This window comes from Marinimicrobium agarilyticum DSM 16975 (assembly GCF_000423345.1).
GTDB classification, from domain to species: domain Bacteria; phylum Pseudomonadota; class Gammaproteobacteria; order Pseudomonadales; family Cellvibrionaceae; genus Marinimicrobium; species Marinimicrobium agarilyticum.
Map to the genome: position 1 here is coordinate 525,099 of NZ_AUHU01000003.1, position 18,754 is coordinate 543,852.

The following is an 18,754-nucleotide window of genomic DNA, read 5'->3' on the forward strand; positions in this document are numbered from 1 at the left end:
CAATTGAAAGCAGTGGCGGCCAGACGGCCGCCACTTTATCGGTGCACTTAGCCCGCTTTGGGGATATTGGCAACCAGGCGCAGGGAGGCGGTGAGCTCTTCCATTTGCAGCCAGGGCCGCATCCAGGCGACGGCGTTGAAGACACCGGGTTGCCCGGGTACTTCTTTGACTTCCACGTGGGCTTCCGCCAGCGGAAAGCGGGCTTTCATTTCGGCGCTGGCACCGGGGCTGCCGTTCACGTAGTTGCCGATCCAACGGTTCAACCACTCTTCGGCCTCGCTCGCCTCCATGAAAGAGCCGACCTTGTCGCGGGCCATGACTTTCAGGAAATGGGCAATGCGCGAGGTCGCCATGATGTAGGGCAGACGAGCGGAAATGGCGGCGTTGGCCGTGGCGCCAGGGTCGTCGAACTTGGGCGGCTTCTGAGTGGTCTGGGCACCGAAGAACACGGCGTAATCAGTGTTCTTGTAGTGACACAGCGGCAGAAAGCCAAGTTTACTCAGTTCCGCTTCGCGCCGATCGGTAATGCCGATTTCGGTCGGGCATTTCTGGTCGACGTCACCATCGTCGCTGACAAAGGTGTGGCTTGGCAGGTGATCCACCCGACCACCGCCTTCGGCGCCGCGGATGCTGGTGCACCAGCCGTATTCGGCAAAGGCACTGGTCAAGGTCGTGCCCAGGGCGTAGGCGGCGTTCATCCAGCAGTAGTCATCATGGTCGGTGGCCAGGTGTTTACCATCTTCACCCACAGTGACTTCTTCAAAGTTGAACGCTTCCACCGGCTTGGTGGCGCTGCCGTAGGGCAGGCGGGCCAATACGCGCGGCATGGTGAGCGTGACAAACCGGGCGTCGTCGCTTTCGCGGAAGCTGCGCCACTGGATGTACTCGGCCGAGTCGAAAATTTTCTCCAGATCCCGCGGCTTGGACAGTTCGGTATAGTCTTCAAAGCCGAACATCTTCGGAGAGGCTGCCGAGAGGAATGGGCAGAAACCGGCAGCTGCCACGTTGGACATCTGGCTCAGCAGAGAGATGTCATCCGGATGGGAGGAGAACTCGTAGTCGCCGATCAGGGCGCTGTATGGCTGGCCGCCTGCAGTGCCGAACTCGCTTTCGTAGATTTTCTTGAAGATCTGGCTCTGGTCGAACTCAACCGCCTTTTCCAGGTCCTTGGTCAGTTCTTTTTTGCTCAGGTTGAGCATGCGGATCTTCAGCTGCGAGCCGGTTTCGGAGTTCATCACCAGGTGGTTCAGCCCGCGCCAGGAGCCCTCGAGCTTCTGAAACTTCTCGTGATGCAGAATCTCCGACAGTTGCTCGGACATCAATTGGTCCACGGCGGCGATGGCTTTGTTGATGGTCACAGTGAGGTTCTTGTCCCACTTGACGGTGCCGGCCATGGCTTCCTGTGCCAGGGTTTTCAACAGGTCCTGGGTCTCGTCGGCCGGGGTCTGACGGGTCGCGGTGATGGCCTGTTCGAGAAAACTGACCTCTTCGACCTCAGCTTCCGCCTGATCTACGACTTGCTCTTCATTATTCGCCATCTTTCGCTTCCTCCTTTTTCTCCTCGCCAACACCCAGCTCGCCGGACAGGGCCGACAAGGCTTCGGTATCACTCAGAACGTTTTCCAACAGGGTTTCCAGATCTTCCGAACGGTCGGCCTTGGTCAGCAGGTCGCGCAACTTGTTGCGGGTTTCCATCAGCTTGCGCAGGGGTTCAACCTGCTGTACCACGCGGTGAGGCTCGAAATCTTCCATGCGGTTGAAGTCCAGGTCGACCTTCATTTCGCTGCCGTCGGCTTCCAGTTTGTTTTCCACCTGGAAGCCAAGCTTGGGGTTGATCTTTCCCATCAGGTCGTTGAAATTGTCCCGATCGATCTGGGAAAACTTGCGTTCCTTGAGCGATTTCTTCCCTTCGGTGTTATCGCCCGAGTAGTCGCCCATCACGCCCATGACAAAGGGCAGCTCTTTTTCGCTGATGGCGCCGTTGGTTTCAACGTCGTAGGTAATATGAACACGCGGCTTGCGCACGCGCTTGAGTTTATCGTGGATGCTATCGGACATAATCCCTAATCCTCTGTCAGTGGTTTGGATCGTTTCGGTTCCTGCAATCAGGGCGCGTTAATCTTCTTCGATTTCCACTCCCGTAAGCTCGCTGTAATGCGTGCGAGAAGACGAATCCGGAATCAGTTCCTGAATCAGCTCGTCCAGGCGCATATTGCCCCATTTGACGGCCTTCTGAAGGACGTAAGAAACCGGTGAATGCGGTTCGGTTCGGCGGAAAAATTCGGAGATTTCCCGCAGTTGGCGGAAGGCGTCTTCCCGCGTCATGGCACCTTTGCGCGTCGCTTTTGCGGGTTCTGAGGCGCTGGTCGCCTCGTCTTGGTCAGTATCCTCTTCGGTTTCCGCGCTCTCGTTGGCCGCGGCAAACTTGTCTCGCCCCAAGTGGTTGATGGCGCCCCGACACTCTTCGAGCACATCAAGGATGTTACGTGCTGGCGGGGCAGTGTCGATGCCGCAGTGCTGATCCAGCAGTTGGTGGCAGGCGCGAAAGTGTTCCAGCGCCTGGTCCAGATCACCCAACTGGTCGGTGAAAAATGTATCGGAAGATTCCAGGACGGCCTTTTCGATATCGGTGATGCCATAGCCCAGCTTGTCTTCCTTGGCCTGGCGCGCGTCTTCATCGGCGAGCTTTTGAATATCGAGTGCCTGTTGGTACTGCCAGAAACTGAAAGGCGCCGGAGGCTGGCCTTCGGTGATGGGTACTTTGCGGATGGGAGCAATCAAAACGCCTTCCGCACCCTCGCCATTGAGGCCGGACAGTGGCGCGACCCGGGTTTCCAGGCCGTCTTCATCGGGCATGGGGTACAGGTCGTCCCAGTACTGCTCCACCAGACCGTGAATCAAGGCAAATGCATCGCGCAGGCCCTGAAAGCCGTACTTTCGTACCAGCGCTTCGGTGTACCAACTGGCCACTTCGAGATCTTTGCTTTGTTCTTTTAGTAGCTGGGGGGCCAGGGTCAGAACTTCCCGCCAGTGCTCGTCAGCTTCGTTGGAGTCGCCGTCGTGAACACTCTTGCGCTCGGCGGCTCGGGCGCTGGAGCGCTCGCGTTTGACGGTCTGATATAGAGATTGCGGCGAGGCATCGGCGCGAGCATCATCGCCAGCAGGCGTCTCGTCCGAGATGGGAGCCAGTAGAGCGTCCAGATCGATTGCGTTTGGTGAAGCCATTGCCTTTTATCTTCCCTTTTCTGTCTCGCAAATTCCTGTCGCGTCCAACCTTGGAGTAAAGGTGACCATGAAGGTGGTTTCTTGGTTTTCTGAGGTGGAGCAGGTGTCGTCCGTCGCATTTATAAACATAAAGGTCCCTTTTTCTTGATGCCTTGGCGATTTGGGAAACTACCACAGGGCGACGCTAAACTTAAACGTTTCTACCGAAATTGCCAATGAAAATTTGAAGCAATGTCGAAAAATGTGACCAAGTGCAATTTTTTATTTACCGATTGCGGGAAAAGCTGTTGTACAATTCCGTCGAGCAACAGAGTTGTGGCACACTGCGCCCAGTAGTCAGTGGCGATGCGACCATAAGCCGCGGCGATGCGACAATAAAGCCTCCGCTTGGCGCATTTATCACTCTAAAAGAAAACGGATATTTTCGGGATGACATTTGGATGACTCTACACCTCAGGATAACCAAAGCACCGGACGGCACCTCTCCTTCTCAGACGGTTCACGCAATAGACGAAGCCGGTGGCACCCTGGGTCGCGGCCCGGATAACACCCTGATGCTGCCGGATCCGGAGCGTATTCTCTCAAGCCGACATTGCGAGTTTGTGCACCAGGGCGGTCATTATCAGATTGTCGACTGGAGCACCAATGGCACATTTTTGAACAGCTCCTCGGAGCCCCTGGGCAAAGGAACATCGGCCGCGCTCAATCACGGCGATGTTATAGAGGTGGGGGATTACTGTTTTACCGTAGAGCTCGCCACGCCGATGGATACGGGTACACAAAATACGCCCTTTGCGTCGCCCGGTTCGCCGTTCGCGACAGTGGAGGAGCCTCTGCCCAGCGCGGCCTCCGCAATTCCTGACGACCCCTTTCAGAGCGACCCGTTCGGGGCTATGCCCGAGCCCGCACCAGTGAATGGGCACGACTCCCTGGACCCCCTGCAGCTGTTAGATGGCGTCAACGCTCCCCCTGCGGGTGGCGACATGCCCGCCTCAGCCTGGGAAGCGCCGATTTCCGACGACCTCGGTTTTTCCGGTCGGGCTCAGGGCCCGGGGCCGTTTGCTGAACCGCCGGGGCCGGACGACAGGTCGTTGGCGCCTCAAGATCCCGGGGCCGAGGCTTTGGCCTGGCCCGAGTCCAAACCGGAAAACCTGATACCGGACGACTGGATGGAGGCGGACGATTGGCTGGAAGACCAGCCCGCCGCGCAAGCACCGGTCCCTCCGGTTTCCCCGGTTGACCCGGAGCCGCCTCGTTCCGAATCATCGTTGGAATCTCGGGAGCCTGAGCCGCCATTCGAGCCCGAAGAAGCGGTGGCACCGGAACCTCCCCCCGTGCGGATTCCGCGTCCCGGCGCCCAGACAGCGAAAACGGCGCCGCCACCGCGCGAGTCTGCCAGCGACAGCGATGCGCTTTTTTCGGCAATGGGGATCGACGTTCAGCGTCTTTCGGATGAAGAGCGTGCTGAGTTGCTGCCGTTGATCGGCAAAATGATGCGCGAAGTGGTGGATGGCATGATGCAGGTCTTGCGCTCGCGGGCGAGCATCAAGAACGAATTCCGGATGAATGTCACCACCATCCAGCCGGTGGAGAACAACCCGCTGAAATTCTCCGCAGACGTGGATGAAGCGCTCGACAACATTTTTCTTCGCCGGTCCCAGGCTTACAAGGAACCTCTCAGCGCGGTGCGCGAGGGGTTTCAGGAGATCGCGGAACACCAGTTGGCCATGATTGCCGGCATGCGCAGTGCGTTCGAACAGATGTTGCGCGACTTCGATCATGAGCGTCTCGAGTCCCGCTTCGATCAGCAGGGCAAGCGCAGCGCAGTGGCAATGGTCCGACGCGCCCGGTACTGGGAGCAGTATCAGGATTACTACCGGGAGCTGAGTGACAACATTGAGCGCTCGTTTCAGCAGATTTTCGGCGACGAGTTCGTTCAGGCGTATCAGGATCAGCTGCGACGCCTTTCCTCGTTGCGCTCCTCCTGATGCTTTTAAAACACTGTAAAAGGATTATCGCTATGCGCATTTTGAACCGTGGTTTCCTGCTGCTTGCCCTCGTGGCTATGACGCTGGCCGGCTGTTCCAGTCGGGAGAGCAAGGTGGGTGGCATGCTCAATTTGCAAACGGACCTGACGCTGACGTTGGACGCGGCGAAAGCCATTAACCCGGACGTGCAGAACTCCCCCTCCCCGGTGTTTCTGCGGGTGTATGAGCTCAACTCTAAGGAGGCGTTTGCCCAGGCCGACTTTATTGAGTTGTATGAGCGCGATGAGTCCGCTCTCGGCGACACTCTGGTACAGCGACGTGAGCTGTCGCGGCTCGTGCCCGGGGAGGTGCGCTCCCACAAACTGGTATTAGACAGCAATACCCGCTATGTCGGTGTCCTGGCGGAGTTCTTCCAGTTTGAAGATTCGGTGTACAAGGTCGTCGTGCCGGTCACCTCGCGCAATGTGTTTCGCGACACGCTGAAAGTGCGCATCTCCGGCAACCAACTCTCCGTCGTCAATTAATCGGAATAGGGAACGTTTTATGTCACTCAGCAGCAAGGTGATCTGGTCAGAGGGAATGTTTTTGAACCCTCAGCATTTCCAGCAGTACGACCGCTACGTCGAGCGCTATATCGACGCCAAGTGCAGCGCCCTGGGGGCGTACGGTTGGGGTCTGCAGTCCTGGGAGCTGGATCAGCAGCTGTTGAATCTCGGTAAGCTGTCGGTGCTTCAGGGGCAGGGGGTATTCCCCGACGGAACGCCGTTCAACTTTCCGGAAGTGGACGATGCCCCGCCCGTTTTGGAGTTGCCTGAAGGGCTGCATAACACCCTGGTGTATCTGGCGGTTCCGGTGCGCCGCGCTGGCGCCGTGGACGTGTCGCGGGATGATGATACGCAAGCGTTGGCGCGTTACTATGTTTCCGAAGTCAGTGCCCGCGATGTCACCTCAGACGGCGGGGATACCCGTCCGGTGGATGTGGGCAAACTGCGCTTGCGACTGATGCTGGAAACCGAGGACTTGAGCGGTTACGCCTGTATTGGCGTGATCCGCATCGCGGAAACCCGAGACGATCACAAAGTCCTGGTGGATGATCAGTACCTGCCCACCTGCCTGGATGTATCAGCCGCGCCTAAACTGGGTGGTTTCCTGCCGGAGCTGGGCGGCCTTCTGCATCACCGTGGAGAAGCCATCGCCGGGCGGCTGGCCGACGCACGTCGGGGCGGTACCGCCGAAATCGCCGACTACATGATGCTGCAGATGATCAATCGCGTCGAGCCGCTGATCAATCACCTCGCGCAGGTGCGCAACCTGCATCCGGTGATTCTGTTTCAACAGTTGTTGCTGATGGCTGGCGAGCTGTCGACATTTGTGGCCAAAGACAAACGCCCGCCGGATTTTGCACCGTATCGGCACGACCAACTCCAGGAAACCTTCCAGCCCCTGATGGGTATTTTGCGTACCTATCTGTCGATGGTCTACGAGCAGACCGCGATCGCGCTGCCGTTGGAAGAGAAGAAGTATGGTATTCGCGTCGCGGAGTTGTCGGATCGCAGTCTGTTGAACTCCTCTTCCTTTGTGTTGGCGGTTCGGGCGGATGTGGCGGAGGAAACCTTGCGTTCGCGGCTGCCCGCGCAAATCAAGATCGGGCCGGTGGAGCGGATTCGTCAACTGGTGAATGCCGCCATGCCGGGCATCGAAATCAAGCCTTTGCCTGTAGCGCCCCGGCAAATTCCTTACCGCTCCGGTTACGCCTATTTCGAGCTGGAAAAGCGCAGCGCTTTCTGGAAAGAAATGGCTATGTCCGGCGGGTTTGCTTTGCATGTGGGTGGGGATTTCCCCGGGTTGGAAATGGAATTTTGGGCCATTCGGCAATAATGCCGGGAAAGGACTGAGGAGCGCTTATGGATTCCCCCGATAAAACGGTATTTCGCCAGCCCAAGCCGGGTGGTGACCGCACGCGCATGAAGCCCTCTCCGGGCGCCCGGGTGGAACCACCACCGCGGCCGGCCGAGCCCATAGCGCCACCGCCACGTGAACCCGTCGCTGCGCAAGCGTTACTTCCCAGTCGCGGGCTAAACCCTTTGGTGAGCGCGGCGGATACATTGTTGGCAGTCCATAGCAAAGTGCGGCAGTCTGCCCGTCATCCCGACGTCGCGGGGCTCTATCGGCAACTGACCCAGGAAATTCGCCAGTTCGAAGCGAAGGCGCGTGAGCAGGGCCTTCCCCCCGAAACGGTGTTGGCGGCTCGCTATATCCTCTGCTCGGTATTGGACGAAGCCGTTCTCAATACGCCCTGGGGCAGTGACAGCCCCTGGGCGCAACGCACCTTGCTCAGCGCCTTTCACAACGAGACCTCCGGCGGCGAGAAGTTTTTCCAGATTCTCGATCGTATGAATCAGGCGCCGTCGCAAAACCTCGATATGCTGGAGCTGATGTATCTGTGCTTGAGTCTGGGTTTTGAGGGGCGCTATCGGCTGGCCCACCGGGGCCGGGATGTGCTCGAGCAGATCAAAGACGATGTTTATCGCACGATCCGCCGCTACCGGGGTGAGCACGAACGTTCGCTGTCGCCCTCATGGGAAGGATTGGGGCGGACCCGCTCGACCTTGACTGAAGCCATTCCTTTATGGGTCTGGGCCGCGATGGTCGCATTGGTGTTGGTGCTGACCTATTCGGGCTTTCGCTATTGGTTGTACACCAGTTCTTCTCCTGTGGTGGAGCAGTTGCAAAGCGTCAACGAATCCATTGAGTCTTCCAGTCCGAACGCTTTGTAGGGGCGAAAAAGGGAACCCACGCACTTATGAAACGCATAAAAGCTTTTTTTAGCCACCCGGTTACCATCTCTCTATTGGGCGTGCTGCTGCTGTCGCTATTGATCTGGTTTGGCGGCCCTTACATCAAATTTGGTGAAGATAATGTGGCGCCTCTGGGCGGAAGCACCGCGCGGCTGCTGGCCATCCTGGTATTGCTGGTGCTGTGGGGGCTGAACAACCTCAGGCTTCAGTGGCAAGACCGTAAACAGAACAGTGCCCTGGTGGACGACATCAAGGATAGTCATCAGGCCGGCGCTCAGGATTATGCGGGCAGCCAGGCCAGCGATGAAGTGCACCAGATTCAGCAGCGATTTACCGACGCGCTCAGCACCTTGCGTCAGCGTCGCTTTCGGGGTGCCGCGAATAAAAATCGGGCCCTCTATGAGCTGCCCTGGTACATCATTGTGGGCCCGCCCGGTGCGGGCAAAACCACCGCTCTGGTGAATTCCGGGCTGGAGTTCCCGCTGGCGGACAAGTTCGGCAAGGGAGCACTGCAGGGCATCGGAGGCACGCGCAACTGTGACTGGTGGTTTACCAATGACGCCGTGCTGGTGGATACGGCCGGTCGTTACACTACCCAGGACAGCCACCGGGTGGTGGACAGTTCAGCCTGGGAAGGGTTTCTGGCTCTGTTGAAAAAACACCGCCGTCGCCGCCCGATCAACGGCGTCATTGTGTCGGTCAGTGTGCAGGACCTGTTGACCCAGACGGAAGAAGAGCGTCTGCGTCACGCCCGCACGATTCGCACCCGGATCGATGAGCTGATGGCCAAGCTGGAAGTCCGGTTCCCGGTGTACCTGATGTTCACCAAGGCTGATCTGATTTCCGGCTTCAATGAGTTTTTCGAAGATCTGGGAAAGGAAGAGCGGGACCAGGTATGGGGGTTGACCCTGCCCAGGGCCAGCCAGCCGGATGAGGCCCCGGATTTTGAGTACATTGGTCGGGAGCTGCAGAACCTGGAGGCCCGCCTGTACGATCGGGTGCTGTGGCGCATGCACCAGGAACGTGATGGGGCCCGGCGCAGCGCCATTGAGCAGTTCCCCAAACAGGTGGAGCAGGTGAATGCGCTGGCCCAGTCCTTTGTGCAGCAGACCTTTGCGGCGAACCGCTATCGTTACCAGCCGTTTTTGCGCGGCGTGTACTTCTCCAGTGGCACCCAGGACGGCACGCCGATTGACCGTCTGATGAGCGCTGTCTCCGCGCAGTTCGGGTTTGCGCGTGAAGCGATGGAAACGGGACTCAACCGCGGGAAGAGTTTCTTTTTGGGGCGCCTGTTCCAGGATGTGATTTTTCCAGAATCAGAATTGGTGGGTACCAATCCGCGCTACGAGCGCTGGCGGCGCTGGGGGCGCCGGACCGCTTACGGTGCGCTCGCAGCCTCCGTGGTAGGGCTGCTCACGGTATGGACCGGCAGCGTTGGTCGCCATGCCGGTTATATGGAAGATGTCCGCGGCCACCTGAGCGACTTCGAAGCCGCCTCTCAACCCGATCACTGGCGTGGAGGGGCACGCGCTACTCTGGCACCTCTTACGGCCCTGGCACAAGCCAGCAGTGTCTACGATCAGGAGGCGCACCCTTGGCTCAGTGGTGTTGGCCTTTACGATGGACGCATTGATGAGCGCGCGGACGCGGCCTATCACCAGTACCTGCGAGGGCCTTTCTCCCAGGCGCTGTTGCGCGAGCTGGAAACGGCTCTGCTCGATACCGATGAAGACCTGGCGCTCTACAATCACTTTCGGGTGTATCAGATGTTTGGCGATGTTGAACGCTTGGAGCCCGAGCGGGTGATCAACTGGTTTGCCGGGCACTGGGAGCGAAACCCTGCGTTGGCGGGCAATGAACAGGCACAATTGAAGCAGCACCTGGCTGATCTGCTTGCGCTGGATCTGAACAATCAGCCGCTGAATCAAAGCCTGAGTCGCCGAACGGCTCAGCGCCTGCTACAGGTGCCGGTGGCGCAACGGGTTTACAACCGCATCCAGGACAAGCCCGAGTATCAACGTCCGGTTGATCTGCGCGCGCAGTACGGCGATCAGTTGACCACGGTTTTCGAACACGGCCCGGCGCTACGTGAAGCCAGCCAGATTCCCTGGATGTTTACCCGCGAAGGTTACAAGACCATCGATCTTTCGAGTCGCTCGCCGGTGCTTCGTGAGCTGGTCAATGATCGCTGGATTTTCGCCAGTCTGGACGAGTCTGCCCAAGAGTTGAGTGAAGAGGATCTCGGTGAGTTGAGCGAGCGGGTGACCGCACTGTACCTGGACGACTACATCCGGGCCTGGAGTCACGCGCTGCAGTCGCTGGAAGTGAAACCCTTCAGCAGCCTGAACCAGGGTAGCGACGTTCTGGCCCGGGCGGCGGACCCCTTGTACTCTCCGCTCTACAGTGTGCTTCAGGTCAGCGCTCAGCAGACGCGATTGACCAATCCGAAAATGAAAGAGGCAGTGGGGGGCGCCGGTCGCAGTCGGCGCGCGGATATGGCGACCGACCTGATTGCCTCCACCATGGACTCGACGCGCGTTGACAAGCACTTCAGTGAAATTCACCGGCTGATGGGCGGTGACAGTGGTCAGGCACCCATTCATGTGGTGTTGGATGAGCTGAGAAAGCTGAGCGACTTTTTGCAGGACATCCGCATGGCTCCGAACCCGGACCAGCGGGCCTTTGAAATTGCCCGTGAACGGTTTGCTGCTGGTGCGGGAAACCCGGCGACGAGTTTGCGCGGTTACGCTCGCAACCTGCCTCAACCCCTGGAGCAATGGTTAACGACGTTGTCCCAGGAAACCTGGCGGGTGATCCTGATTTCCGCCCGGTCCCACGTGACCAAAGAGTGGCAGATACAGGTTTACCAACCCTATCAACGCATGGCCGCCGGCCGTTATCCGCTGGTCGCCGGCGCCGATGCCGAAATGTCACTGTATGACTTTAGTGAGTTCTTCAAACCGGGCGGCATGCACCAGCGGTTCTTCGAGCAATACGTGGCTCCGTTCGTCAACACGCGTGGGCAATGGTCCAACCGCTCCGTCGATGGCTACAGCCTTGGTCTCTCCCCATCGGCTCTGACACGATTGCGCCAGGGGATGGAAATTACCGAGGTGATGTTCCAGGACGGAGAAGCCACGCCCAGCTTGACCCTGGAATTCAAACCGCGTCTGTTGAGTAAAGAGAACGCCCGCTTCTCGGCGGATATGGGCGGGGAAGTGCTCAGCTACAACCACGGGCCGAAATTCTGGCGCTCGGTGGAATGGTCCGGCAACCGTGCCGAGAATCGCTTGCGGCTCCAGTTTGAAGGCCTCAATGGTGGTCGGCGAGATCGCACCTACACGGGCCCCTGGGCCTGGTTGCGGGCACTGGATGAAGCGGATGTCGACAAGACGCCCCGCGCCGACGTGTTTCACCTGACCTTCGCGGTTGTCAGTGCTGAGCGTCGCGACGAAATGGTCTATGAGGTCAAAACCCGTAGTGTCGACAACCTGTTTAACAATAACCCGCTGCGTCAGTATCGCTGCCCGGAGGTGCTGTAATGTTGAGGAATGCCTCCACGGGTTTTTTTGGCAAATTGCCGGCGCACGGGGACTTTATTCACCGGGGCTTGTCGACTCACTGTATCAACGTCTGGGACGACTGGTTACAGGCCGTGGTCGGCGCCACCCAGGAACAGTTGGGGGAACACTGGCTGGACGTTTACCTGACCAGTCCCATCTGGCGTTTCGCACTTTCCCCCGGCGTGATTGACGGGCATTTGTGGGCGGGTATTTCCCTGCCGAGTGTTGACCGGGTGGGGCGCTACTTCCCCTTTACGATTCTCAGCTGTGCCGCTGCGCAAGTGCCCGCCACGGTAATGCTGACCGACAACGATGACTGGTTTGAAACCATGGAAGAGATCGCCCTGGCGGCGCTCGATGGGCAACTGGTGCTCGAAGAGATGGCGGCACGCGTTCAGCAGGTCCCATTGGCCACTTCGTCCGCCTACACCCAGGCGCGTCCGGCGCCGGGAGGCGGTCAGCGAGTGGTCGCCATGCAGGATGAAGAAGACAGCCCCGGCTCGGTTTATCCGTACCTGTTGGACGCCGCGCTGACGTCTGCAGCACCGAGTTACAGCATCTGGTCGACCCGTGGGTCGGACCGGGTGGAGCCCTGCGTCGCCACCGCCAATGGTCTGCCCCCCGTGGCCAGCGTGGCCGCGATGTATACCGGTCAGTGGCGGGACTGGCAATGGGAGCAGCCGTACGATCGTCGAGGAGGGGAGCATGGAATCTAGAGCCCTGTCGGAGCCGGATACCACCTACCGCCGTCCGATCCGGTGGCGGGCCTGCTCGGCGACTCACGAAGGCGCCGTGCGCAAGTTGAATGAAGACGCCCTGTTGGCCCGTACTGACTGTGACCATTGGGCGGTCGCGGACGGCATGGGCGGGCACGAGGTGGGCGACCTGGCGAGCCAGAAAATCGTCGAGGCCCTGGAGAGCCTGAGTGTTCCCGAACACCTTGCCGATGCTGTGGACTGCGTCGAGGACTGCGTTCTTGGCGTCAACCGGGATCTGCAGCACTACGCCTTGACGCACCTCGATGGCGCGACCATGGGCAGCACGCTTGTGGACCTGCTGATCCGCGGCCGTATCGGCGTCTGCTTCTGGGCTGGTGATTCACGCCTGTATCGCTACCGACGACACCAACTGAAGCAACTGACTCGCGACCACAGTCAGGTGGAAGACATGGTGCAAATGGGACTCATCAGTCGCGATGAAGCCCGGGGGCACCAGTGCAGCAACGTCATTACCCGGGCAGTCGGTGTGGAGGATCGACTGTATCTGGATCTGCGCCTGTTTGACGTTCAGGTGGGAGACCTTTACCTACTGTGCAGCGACGGCCTGCACGGCGTTGTCGAGCCGGACAGTATTGCCGAGATTCTCGACCGGCGCGACCCGCAAGCGTGTGTGGACGCACTGATGGAGGCGGCCATGGCGGCCGGTGCGCCCGACAACATATCCGTCGTCGTTATTAAAGGAGAACCCGGCCGGGTAACCGCTGCTGGTCGGGATCAAGTGCTAGAGGACAGCAACGCGAGTTGATGGAACGCCATGAGTGATCAAAAGGATCCGAAAACACGAGTGTCACCCAAGAAGCCTTCGCCCCGGAAGGATGAGACCGTATTTGCTCCCCCAAAAGCAAAGCTCACCCCCGAGAAGAGCGAGCCCGGTGCTGACGCGACCCGGTATGTCTCGCCGGCGCGCCGGCAACAACGGGGCCCCGGCGACGCCACTCTGGTCAATCCCCATTCGCCTACCGTTGTGGCACCCAGAAAAGAAGGCGCCCGCTCCAGAAAGAAAGCGTCCCCGGAGGCGCCACACGGACTGCTGAAAAACCGGTTCATGCTGCAGGATGTGCTCGGTGCCGGCGGCATGGGGGTGGTCTACAAGGCCAAGGACCGATTGAAAGTGGAAGCCCAGGATCGCGATCCCTATGTGGCGATCAAGGTTCTGAGTGACGAGTTCAAATCCCACCCCGAAGCATTTATTGCCCTGCAGCGGGAGTCGCGCAAGACCCAGCGTATTGCCCATCCCAATATTGTGAATGTGCACGATTTTGACCGCGACGGTGACATGGTTTTCATGACCATGGAGTTTCTCGACGGCAAACCGCTGGACAAGCTGCTCTCCCAGTACCGGGGCGTGGGGCTGCCGAAGGAGGATTGTCTCAAAGTCCTTGAGGGAATCTGCTCCGCGCTCGAGTATGCCCATGCCGAGAACATCGTTCACGCTGACCTCAAGCCCGGCAATATTTTTGTGACCCACCGCGGTGTACCCAAGGTGTTTGACTTCGGGATTGCACGAGCGGTCGCCAAAGCTGAACGCACGGACGATAACCTGGAAGACAAGACCGTCTTCGACGCGGGTAACCTCGGTGCGTTGACGCCGGCCTATGCCAGTCTTGAAATGTTGGAAGGCTCGCCCCCGGATCGGCGGGATGACATTTATGCACTGGGCTGCATTGCCTACGAAATATTCTCCGGGGAACATCCGTTCAACCGTGTTCACGCCGATGATGCGGCCCGTCAGAAATTGCGAGCCAAGCGTATACCCGGTTTGAACCGGTACCAGTGGCGGGCCATCGAGAGTTGCCTCGCGTTTCGGCGGGAAGACCGGATGGCCTCGGTGTCGGATTTCTGGAAGGCCTTCACTCACAAGCGGGTAGCGACGCTCAAGTACGCCGTCGGGGCATTGGTGGTGCTGACCTCGATGGCAGCCGCCGCCTACCAGTACCGCGCGGAATGGATGCCCCAGTTTTCAGAGCAGGAGGTACGCTCGGAGATCGAGCAGCAGTTGCGCCTGGAAATGCAAAGGGAATCCCTGTTGGCACTCTTGGCGAACGCCACGTTTACCCCCCGGTGGGAGGATAATCTCTGGCAAAGCTACCGAGACCTTCGAGAAACATTGGGTGACTCCGACGTCTGGATGGAGACCCAGCGGTCGACCGTTTACCAGAAGTACCTGGACCAAATCGGTGAGCGTTTGGCCGACGATGATTTTGAAGTGGCTCAGCGGTTGTTGGCCAATGCCCATCGTTACACCGATGATGTTGCGGCACTGCAGGCGCTGGAGCAACAGGTGGCCGAGGCGATTGAGCGGGCCAAAGAAGAGGAGCGTCGTCAGGCACAGGCACGGGAAGCCGCCCAGGCGCTCGCCGTGGAGCAACAACAGAAGCGCGCCCAACAGGTAAAAATCAATCACGCATTTGATACGGCCCTGGCCACGGTCGATCGACAGTTGGCCTGCCGACAACAGCTGAACATGGAAGACCTTACCATCGCGATCCGAAAGTTACGCGAACTCGATGCGGGTCGCTATCGCAAACAGGAAAGTCGCATTGTCAGCAATCTGGCCAGCTGCATTGAAACCATTGGTTCGACCTTCCCCGATCGGGCGATGGTGTTCAAACAACAGGCAATGCAGCTGTTCCCCCGCAGCGCCCAGATCGCGGGCATCGCCATCGAGCCCAAAGACCCTTGCGACCCGTCGCTGGCGGGTGCGGGCAATCGCGGCCCCAGGGCGAGCTGTCGCGATGCCATCGCCGGTGTGGGAACGGGGCCGACGTTGGTAGTGATCCCCGGGTTCGGCGGCCGACCGCCTTATGCGATCGGGCAGGAAGAAGTAAACGTCGCGGATTACAACCACTTTTGTCGCGCCACCGGTTGTGAGCCGCTGACACGCCACGGCGAACAATGGCCGGTCACCGGCGTCAGCTTTGAACAGGTGGAGCGATATGCGAGTTGGCTGACGGAAAAGACGGGCTATCAGTACCGGCTGCCCACAAAAGAAGAGTGGCGTCACGCCGCCAGTGCGAATGGTTCCCCTGCGGATCCCAACCGCAATTGCCGATTTGAGTCTCGCGGCATTCAGCGGGGTGGGTCCCTGGCGCGGGCCGGAGTCGGTCAACAGAATCGTTGGGGATTGGTCAATCATCTCGGAAACGCCCGGGAATGGGTCTATGCCGGTGGCCAAGCAATGGCGGTGGGGGGCTCCTACGATACCCCCATGGACGAGTGCACTCTGGGTCGTGAAACCGCGCACTCCGGCCAGGCGGACGCCCATACCGGCTTTCGTTTGGTGCGGGAACTGAATCTCGAATAGGGCTCGAGTTATGAACACAGAAAACACCGTGCAACGCATCCATCAGTTGGTGGACGAGTACAACAACCATCAACTGTCGACGGCGGATTACCGGCTTCGCCGGCGGCAGTTGCTCGTTCATATTGATGCGAATGTCAATGGCGTGGCGCCGCAAAGCGAAACGCCAACCGATTTGATCACTTTACGAAAATCCAATTAATTGAGGGCAGAGTATGGACTTCATTCGATTTTTTCAGGTGGGGGGGCCGTTTATGTGGGCCATCCTTTTTATCATGGCCGTCGGTCTGGCGATCGTGTTGGACCGGTTCTTTTACCTGACCCGCACCCAGAAGTCGGTCAATCGGGTCTGGCAGAAGCTGGCTCCGATGCTCAAAGCGCAGGACTTCGAGCGGGCCTCCCAGTCACTGACTGATCTGAAAGACCCGCTGGGTCGAGTCTTGAGCTATGGCTTCTCCCGCTTTAAGGGTTCGCCGAAACGGGACCTGGTGGAGTCTGCGATGGAAGAAGGTGTCATGGAAGTCGTGCCGGAGGTGGAAGAGCGCACCCATTACCTGGCAACGCTGGCGAATGTTGCCACACTGCTCGGTCTGCTGGGGACCATCGTCGGGCTTATTCAGGCCTTTACCGCCGTGGCGGAAGCGAACCCTGCGGATAAGGCGGAAATGCTCTCGGCGAGTATTTCGGTGGCAATGAACACGACGGCGTTCGGGCTTTGTGCGGCGATTCCGCTGTTACTGTTTCACTCCTATCTTGCGACCAAGGCGAGCCGCGTTGTTGACAGCATTGAAACCTCTGCGGTCAAGTGCTTGAACCTGATGGTGCGGGAGTAAGGCAATGCGAATGCGCCGCAAGCGCCAGAGCGTTGAAGCCGCCGAGCTGAATATCACCGCGTTCATGAACCTGATGGTAATACTGGTTCCGTTTCTGTTGATCACTGCGGTCTTTTCGCGCATGACGGTGCTGGAGCTGAACCTTCCCGCTTTGGACGGTGACGCCTCGGCCGAGCAGGAACCGGTAGATCTTCAATTACAGCTCATTGTCCAGGATTCCTACCTCGCCCTGCGAGATGCCAACCTGGGTCTGATCCAGCAGATTGAGCGCACGGATGATTCCAGGCAATGGTCCCGGTTGAGGGAGCTGTTGTTGGAGTTGAAAACACGCTTTCCCGAGGAGACCGGTATTGCCCTGCTCCTGTCCCCCTCGGTGTCCTATGACATGATGATCCAACTGATGGACCGGGTGCGGAGCGCGGAACAGGTACAACTGGGTACGCTGGAGCGGGTCGAGCTCTTTCCGGATATCTCTCTGGGCGATGCACCCGATGAGCAGGGAGGGAATGCATGAAGTCCTTAAGCCGAAGAGCGCGCCGTATACAGCGGCGCCAGGGCCTGCGGAAAGTTCCCGGCCTCAATCTGGTGTCTCTGATGGATATTTTCACGATTCTCGTTTTCTTCCTATTGGTGAACGCCTCCAGTGAGAGCGATATTCCGAGCCAGAAAGTGCTGACGTTGCCGGAGTCCACCGCCGAGAATGCCCCCGAGCAGACGCTTCGGGTCATCATTACGCCCGATGACATTCTGCTTCAGGGTGAGCGTGTTATGGCCACCGCCGATATCGATTCCAGCTCGGGCGCTCCAGCGGTTTTGGCGCCTCTGGAGCGGGCATTGCAATACCGGCAGTCGTTGGCGGCCTCCCCCGATAACACCCTGACGGTGGTGGCTGATCGATCGGTGCCCTATGCGGTTGTCAGACGGGTGATTGAAACCAGTCGGACGCTGAAGTTCGAACGCATTGCTTTTGCGGCAAGCCAGGTGTCCGACAGTCCGTTATCCGAGAATGCTGAGGGAGCCGAGCCCTGATTATGTCCCCAACGACTGACACACTCGACTACGGTGCCCTGGTCACCCAGTGGCAGCCTGGAGGAAATCGGAACACCGGCTACCAACGTTGGCTCTGGGCCTGTCTGATCGTGGCTTTCGTGGTCGCGGTCACTCTATCCCTGGTGGATGTGCCTGAGCCGGAACGAGCGACACGGGCGGATATCCCCGAGCGCGTCGCTCGTTTTATGGTGGAACAACCCAAACCACCACCGGAGCCGGCTCCCAAACCTGAACGTAAGCCCAAACCGCTCCCTGTGGTGGAGCCGGAGCCATTGGTCGAGCGGGAAAGACCGCCACAGGAAAACCGGGAACCCGTGACCGAAGCGCAGAAAGCTGCCCGCGAGGAGGCGGAGCAATCGGGTCTTCTGGCTATGGGCGATAAACTGGACGGACTGATGGATACCTCTGGGGTGGACACGATGCTTGGCACGGAAAGCAGCGGTGGAGCCAGTGTGGGCTCGAGCGCGGCCGGCTATGGGGATGGCGATCTGGCATCGGCCAGTGGCCGCACCCGGGCGTCCAACGTGGATGCCAACACGGTGAGCGTCGACGGGAATGCACTGGCAAGGCGTGAAATCGCCAAAGTGCAGGCGCCCGAATCGATGGAGTCGACGGCCGATGGTCAGGCAGAACGGACCCGAGAAGGTTTCGCCAATACCGGACGAACCGACGAAGAGGTGAGCCTGGTGTTCGACCGGAACAAAGGCATGCTCTATTCGCTCTACAATCGTGCTCGAAGAAGTACGCCCGGACTACAGGGCAGGTTGGTGGTTGAGGTGACCATTTCGCCCTCTGGGCAAGTGACAGCGGTGGAGATTGTTTCAAGCGAACTCGACTCTCCTTCTCTGGAGCAGCGGATACGGGCGCGGATATTGCAGTTCCAGTTTGAGCAGAAGCAGGCGGAAACCATCACGATCATCTACCCCATTGAATTTTTGCCGTCGTAGCATTGGTTCGGATGAGCGCGGCGGAGTTTGACGCCGCCAAATCGATAGTGGCGTCACAAGCATTGTTTGATGGTTTATTAGGCGGTAAAAAGATTGAACTGGTTCACATTAAAACTGAGATTTTTTCGTCTTTAAGTGACGCTTTTCTCGAAGTGGGAAAAAACCACTTTAAATTTGAATGTGCGGTTGTTCGTGCCATTTGAATTGGATATTATCTCGAACGGATAGCAGGGTTGAGTCGCTTTCCACTGACAAATTGTTGAATGCGAA

Annotated in this window: 17 protein-coding genes; 14 read left to right on the forward strand and 3 right to left on the reverse strand. The window is 58.8% G+C overall.

The window, feature by feature from the left end:
* Positions 1 to 47: 47 nt before the first annotated feature.
* The 3 genes from tssC to tssA are packed head-to-tail and all read right to left on the reverse strand — an operon-like array spanning position 48 to position 3,225.
* Entirely contained in the window at positions 48 to 1,538 is a 1,491-nt protein-coding gene (tssC, locus tag G547_RS0102260) for a type VI secretion system contractile sheath large subunit (protein WP_027328447.1), read from the reverse strand.
* Positions 1,528 to 2,058, reverse strand: coding sequence for a type VI secretion system contractile sheath small subunit (gene tssB, locus G547_RS0102265; protein WP_027328448.1), 531 nt, complete (start codon positions 2,056 to 2,058; stop codon positions 1,528 to 1,530). Before tssB ends, tssC begins: the two co-directional genes overlap by 11 nt.
* Positions 2,059 to 2,115: 57 nt before the next feature.
* On the reverse strand, positions 2,116 to 3,225 hold the full coding sequence (tssA, locus tag G547_RS0102270; protein WP_027328449.1) for a type VI secretion system protein TssA: 1,110 nt from the start codon (positions 3,223 to 3,225) through the stop codon (positions 2,116 to 2,118).
* Between the two features lie 440 nt (positions 3,226 to 3,665).
* Here tssA and tagH point away from each other — a divergent pair, with 440 nt between their 5' ends.
* From tagH to G547_RS0102340, 14 genes are read left to right on the forward strand one after another with little or no spacing between them, the layout of a single operon-like run.
* Positions 3,666 to 5,213 (forward strand): type VI secretion system-associated FHA domain protein TagH, encoded by a 1,548-nt coding sequence (tagH, locus tag G547_RS0102275; RefSeq protein ID WP_027328450.1) that lies wholly within the window; start codon positions 3,666 to 3,668, stop codon positions 5,211 to 5,213.
* Positions 5,214 to 5,245: 32 nt separating this feature from the next.
* Positions 5,246 to 5,737 carry a type VI secretion system lipoprotein TssJ gene (tssJ, locus tag G547_RS0102280; RefSeq protein ID WP_051234629.1) on the forward strand — a complete coding sequence of 164 codons (492 nt, stop codon included), beginning with the start codon at positions 5,246 to 5,248 and terminating at the stop codon, positions 5,735 to 5,737.
* 19 nt (positions 5,738 to 5,756) lie between these two features.
* The gene (tssK, locus tag G547_RS0102285) at positions 5,757 to 7,091 is read left to right on the forward strand and encodes a type VI secretion system baseplate subunit TssK (RefSeq protein ID WP_027328452.1); all 1,335 of its coding nucleotides are present in this window, start codon (positions 5,757 to 5,759) and stop codon (positions 7,089 to 7,091) included.
* Positions 7,092 to 7,117: 26 nt separating this feature from the next.
* Positions 7,118 to 7,990 (forward strand): type IVB secretion system protein IcmH/DotU, encoded by an 873-nt coding sequence (gene icmH / locus G547_RS0102290; protein WP_027328453.1) that lies wholly within the window; start codon positions 7,118 to 7,120, stop codon positions 7,988 to 7,990.
* Positions 7,991 to 8,016: 26 nt separating this feature from the next.
* A complete protein-coding gene (gene tssM, locus G547_RS0102295) occupies positions 8,017 to 11,553 on the forward strand; it encodes a type VI secretion system membrane subunit TssM (RefSeq protein ID WP_027328454.1) in 3,537 nt (1,178 codons plus the stop codon).
* Positions 11,553 to 12,290 (forward strand): type VI secretion system-associated protein TagF, encoded by a 738-nt coding sequence (gene tagF, locus G547_RS0102300; protein WP_027328455.1) that lies wholly within the window; start codon positions 11,553 to 11,555, stop codon positions 12,288 to 12,290. The genes tssM and tagF overlap by 1 nt, the downstream gene beginning before the upstream one ends.
* Positions 12,280 to 13,098, forward strand: coding sequence for a PP2C family protein-serine/threonine phosphatase (locus G547_RS19740; protein ID WP_051234631.1), 819 nt, complete (start codon positions 12,280 to 12,282; stop codon positions 13,096 to 13,098). Before tagF ends, G547_RS19740 begins: the two co-directional genes overlap by 11 nt.
* A 9-nt stretch (positions 13,099 to 13,107) precedes the next feature.
* Positions 13,108 to 15,657 carry a bifunctional serine/threonine-protein kinase/formylglycine-generating enzyme family protein gene (locus tag G547_RS19745; RefSeq protein WP_051234632.1) on the forward strand — a complete coding sequence of 850 codons (2,550 nt, stop codon included), beginning with the start codon at positions 13,108 to 13,110 and terminating at the stop codon, positions 15,655 to 15,657.
* A 10-nt stretch (positions 15,658 to 15,667) separates the two neighbouring features.
* Positions 15,668 to 15,856 carry a hypothetical protein gene (locus tag G547_RS0102315; protein WP_027328456.1) on the forward strand — a complete coding sequence of 63 codons (189 nt, stop codon included), beginning with the start codon at positions 15,668 to 15,670 and terminating at the stop codon, positions 15,854 to 15,856.
* Between the two features lie 13 nt (positions 15,857 to 15,869).
* A complete protein-coding gene (locus G547_RS0102320; protein WP_027328457.1) occupies positions 15,870 to 16,487 on the forward strand; it encodes a MotA/TolQ/ExbB proton channel family protein in 618 nt (205 codons plus the stop codon).
* Positions 16,488 to 16,491: 4 nt separating this feature from the next.
* On the forward strand, positions 16,492 to 17,001 hold the full coding sequence (locus G547_RS0102325) for an ExbD/TolR family protein (RefSeq protein WP_027328458.1): 510 nt from the start codon (positions 16,492 to 16,494) through the stop codon (positions 16,999 to 17,001).
* A complete protein-coding gene (locus G547_RS19750) occupies positions 16,998 to 17,516 on the forward strand; it encodes an ExbD/TolR family protein (RefSeq protein WP_051234634.1) in 519 nt (172 codons plus the stop codon). Before G547_RS0102325 ends, G547_RS19750 begins: the two co-directional genes overlap by 4 nt.
* A gap of 2 nt (positions 17,517 to 17,518) precedes the next feature.
* On the forward strand, positions 17,519 to 18,484 hold the full coding sequence (locus G547_RS19755; RefSeq protein WP_051234636.1) for an AgmX/PglI C-terminal domain-containing protein: 966 nt from the start codon (positions 17,519 to 17,521) through the stop codon (positions 18,482 to 18,484).
* 11 nt (positions 18,485 to 18,495) lie between these two features.
* Complete coding sequence (locus G547_RS0102340) at positions 18,496 to 18,687, forward strand: hypothetical protein (RefSeq protein ID WP_027328459.1); 192 nt, start codon at positions 18,496 to 18,498, stop codon at positions 18,685 to 18,687.
* The last annotated feature ends 67 nt before the right edge of the window (positions 18,688 to 18,754 follow it).

Coding starts and splice junctions, on each gene's coding strand:
- tssM (WP_027328454.1), top strand. CDS start 8,017: ATGAAACGCATAAAAGCTTTTTTTAGCCACCCGGTTACCATCTCTCTA.
- tssC (WP_027328447.1), bottom strand. CDS start 1,538: ATGGCGAATAATGAAGAGCAAGTCGTAGATCAGGCGGAAGCTGAGGTC.
- G547_RS19740 (WP_051234631.1), top strand. CDS start 12,280: ATGGAATCTAGAGCCCTGTCGGAGCCGGATACCACCTACCGCCGTCCG.
- tssK (WP_027328452.1), top strand. CDS start 5,757: ATGTCACTCAGCAGCAAGGTGATCTGGTCAGAGGGAATGTTTTTGAAC.
- G547_RS0102320 (WP_027328457.1), top strand. CDS start 15,870: ATGGACTTCATTCGATTTTTTCAGGTGGGGGGGCCGTTTATGTGGGCC.
- G547_RS0102325 (WP_027328458.1), top strand. CDS start 16,492: ATGCGAATGCGCCGCAAGCGCCAGAGCGTTGAAGCCGCCGAGCTGAAT.
- tssB (WP_027328448.1), bottom strand. CDS start 2,058: ATGTCCGATAGCATCCACGATAAACTCAAGCGCGTGCGCAAGCCGCGT.
- tssA (WP_027328449.1), bottom strand. CDS start 3,225: ATGGCTTCACCAAACGCAATCGATCTGGACGCTCTACTGGCTCCCATC.
- G547_RS19750 (WP_051234634.1), top strand. CDS start 16,998: ATGAAGTCCTTAAGCCGAAGAGCGCGCCGTATACAGCGGCGCCAGGGC.
- tagH (WP_027328450.1), top strand. CDS start 3,666: ATGACTCTACACCTCAGGATAACCAAAGCACCGGACGGCACCTCTCCT.
- tssJ (WP_051234629.1), top strand. CDS start 5,246: ATGCGCATTTTGAACCGTGGTTTCCTGCTGCTTGCCCTCGTGGCTATG.
- G547_RS0102340 (WP_027328459.1), top strand. CDS start 18,496: ATGAGCGCGGCGGAGTTTGACGCCGCCAAATCGATAGTGGCGTCACAA.
- G547_RS0102315 (WP_027328456.1), top strand. CDS start 15,668: ATGAACACAGAAAACACCGTGCAACGCATCCATCAGTTGGTGGACGAG.
- G547_RS19745 (WP_051234632.1), top strand. CDS start 13,108: ATGAGTGATCAAAAGGATCCGAAAACACGAGTGTCACCCAAGAAGCCT.
- G547_RS19755 (WP_051234636.1), top strand. CDS start 17,519: ATGTCCCCAACGACTGACACACTCGACTACGGTGCCCTGGTCACCCAG.
- icmH (WP_027328453.1), top strand. CDS start 7,118: ATGGATTCCCCCGATAAAACGGTATTTCGCCAGCCCAAGCCGGGTGGT.
- tagF (WP_027328455.1), top strand. CDS start 11,553: ATGTTGAGGAATGCCTCCACGGGTTTTTTTGGCAAATTGCCGGCGCAC.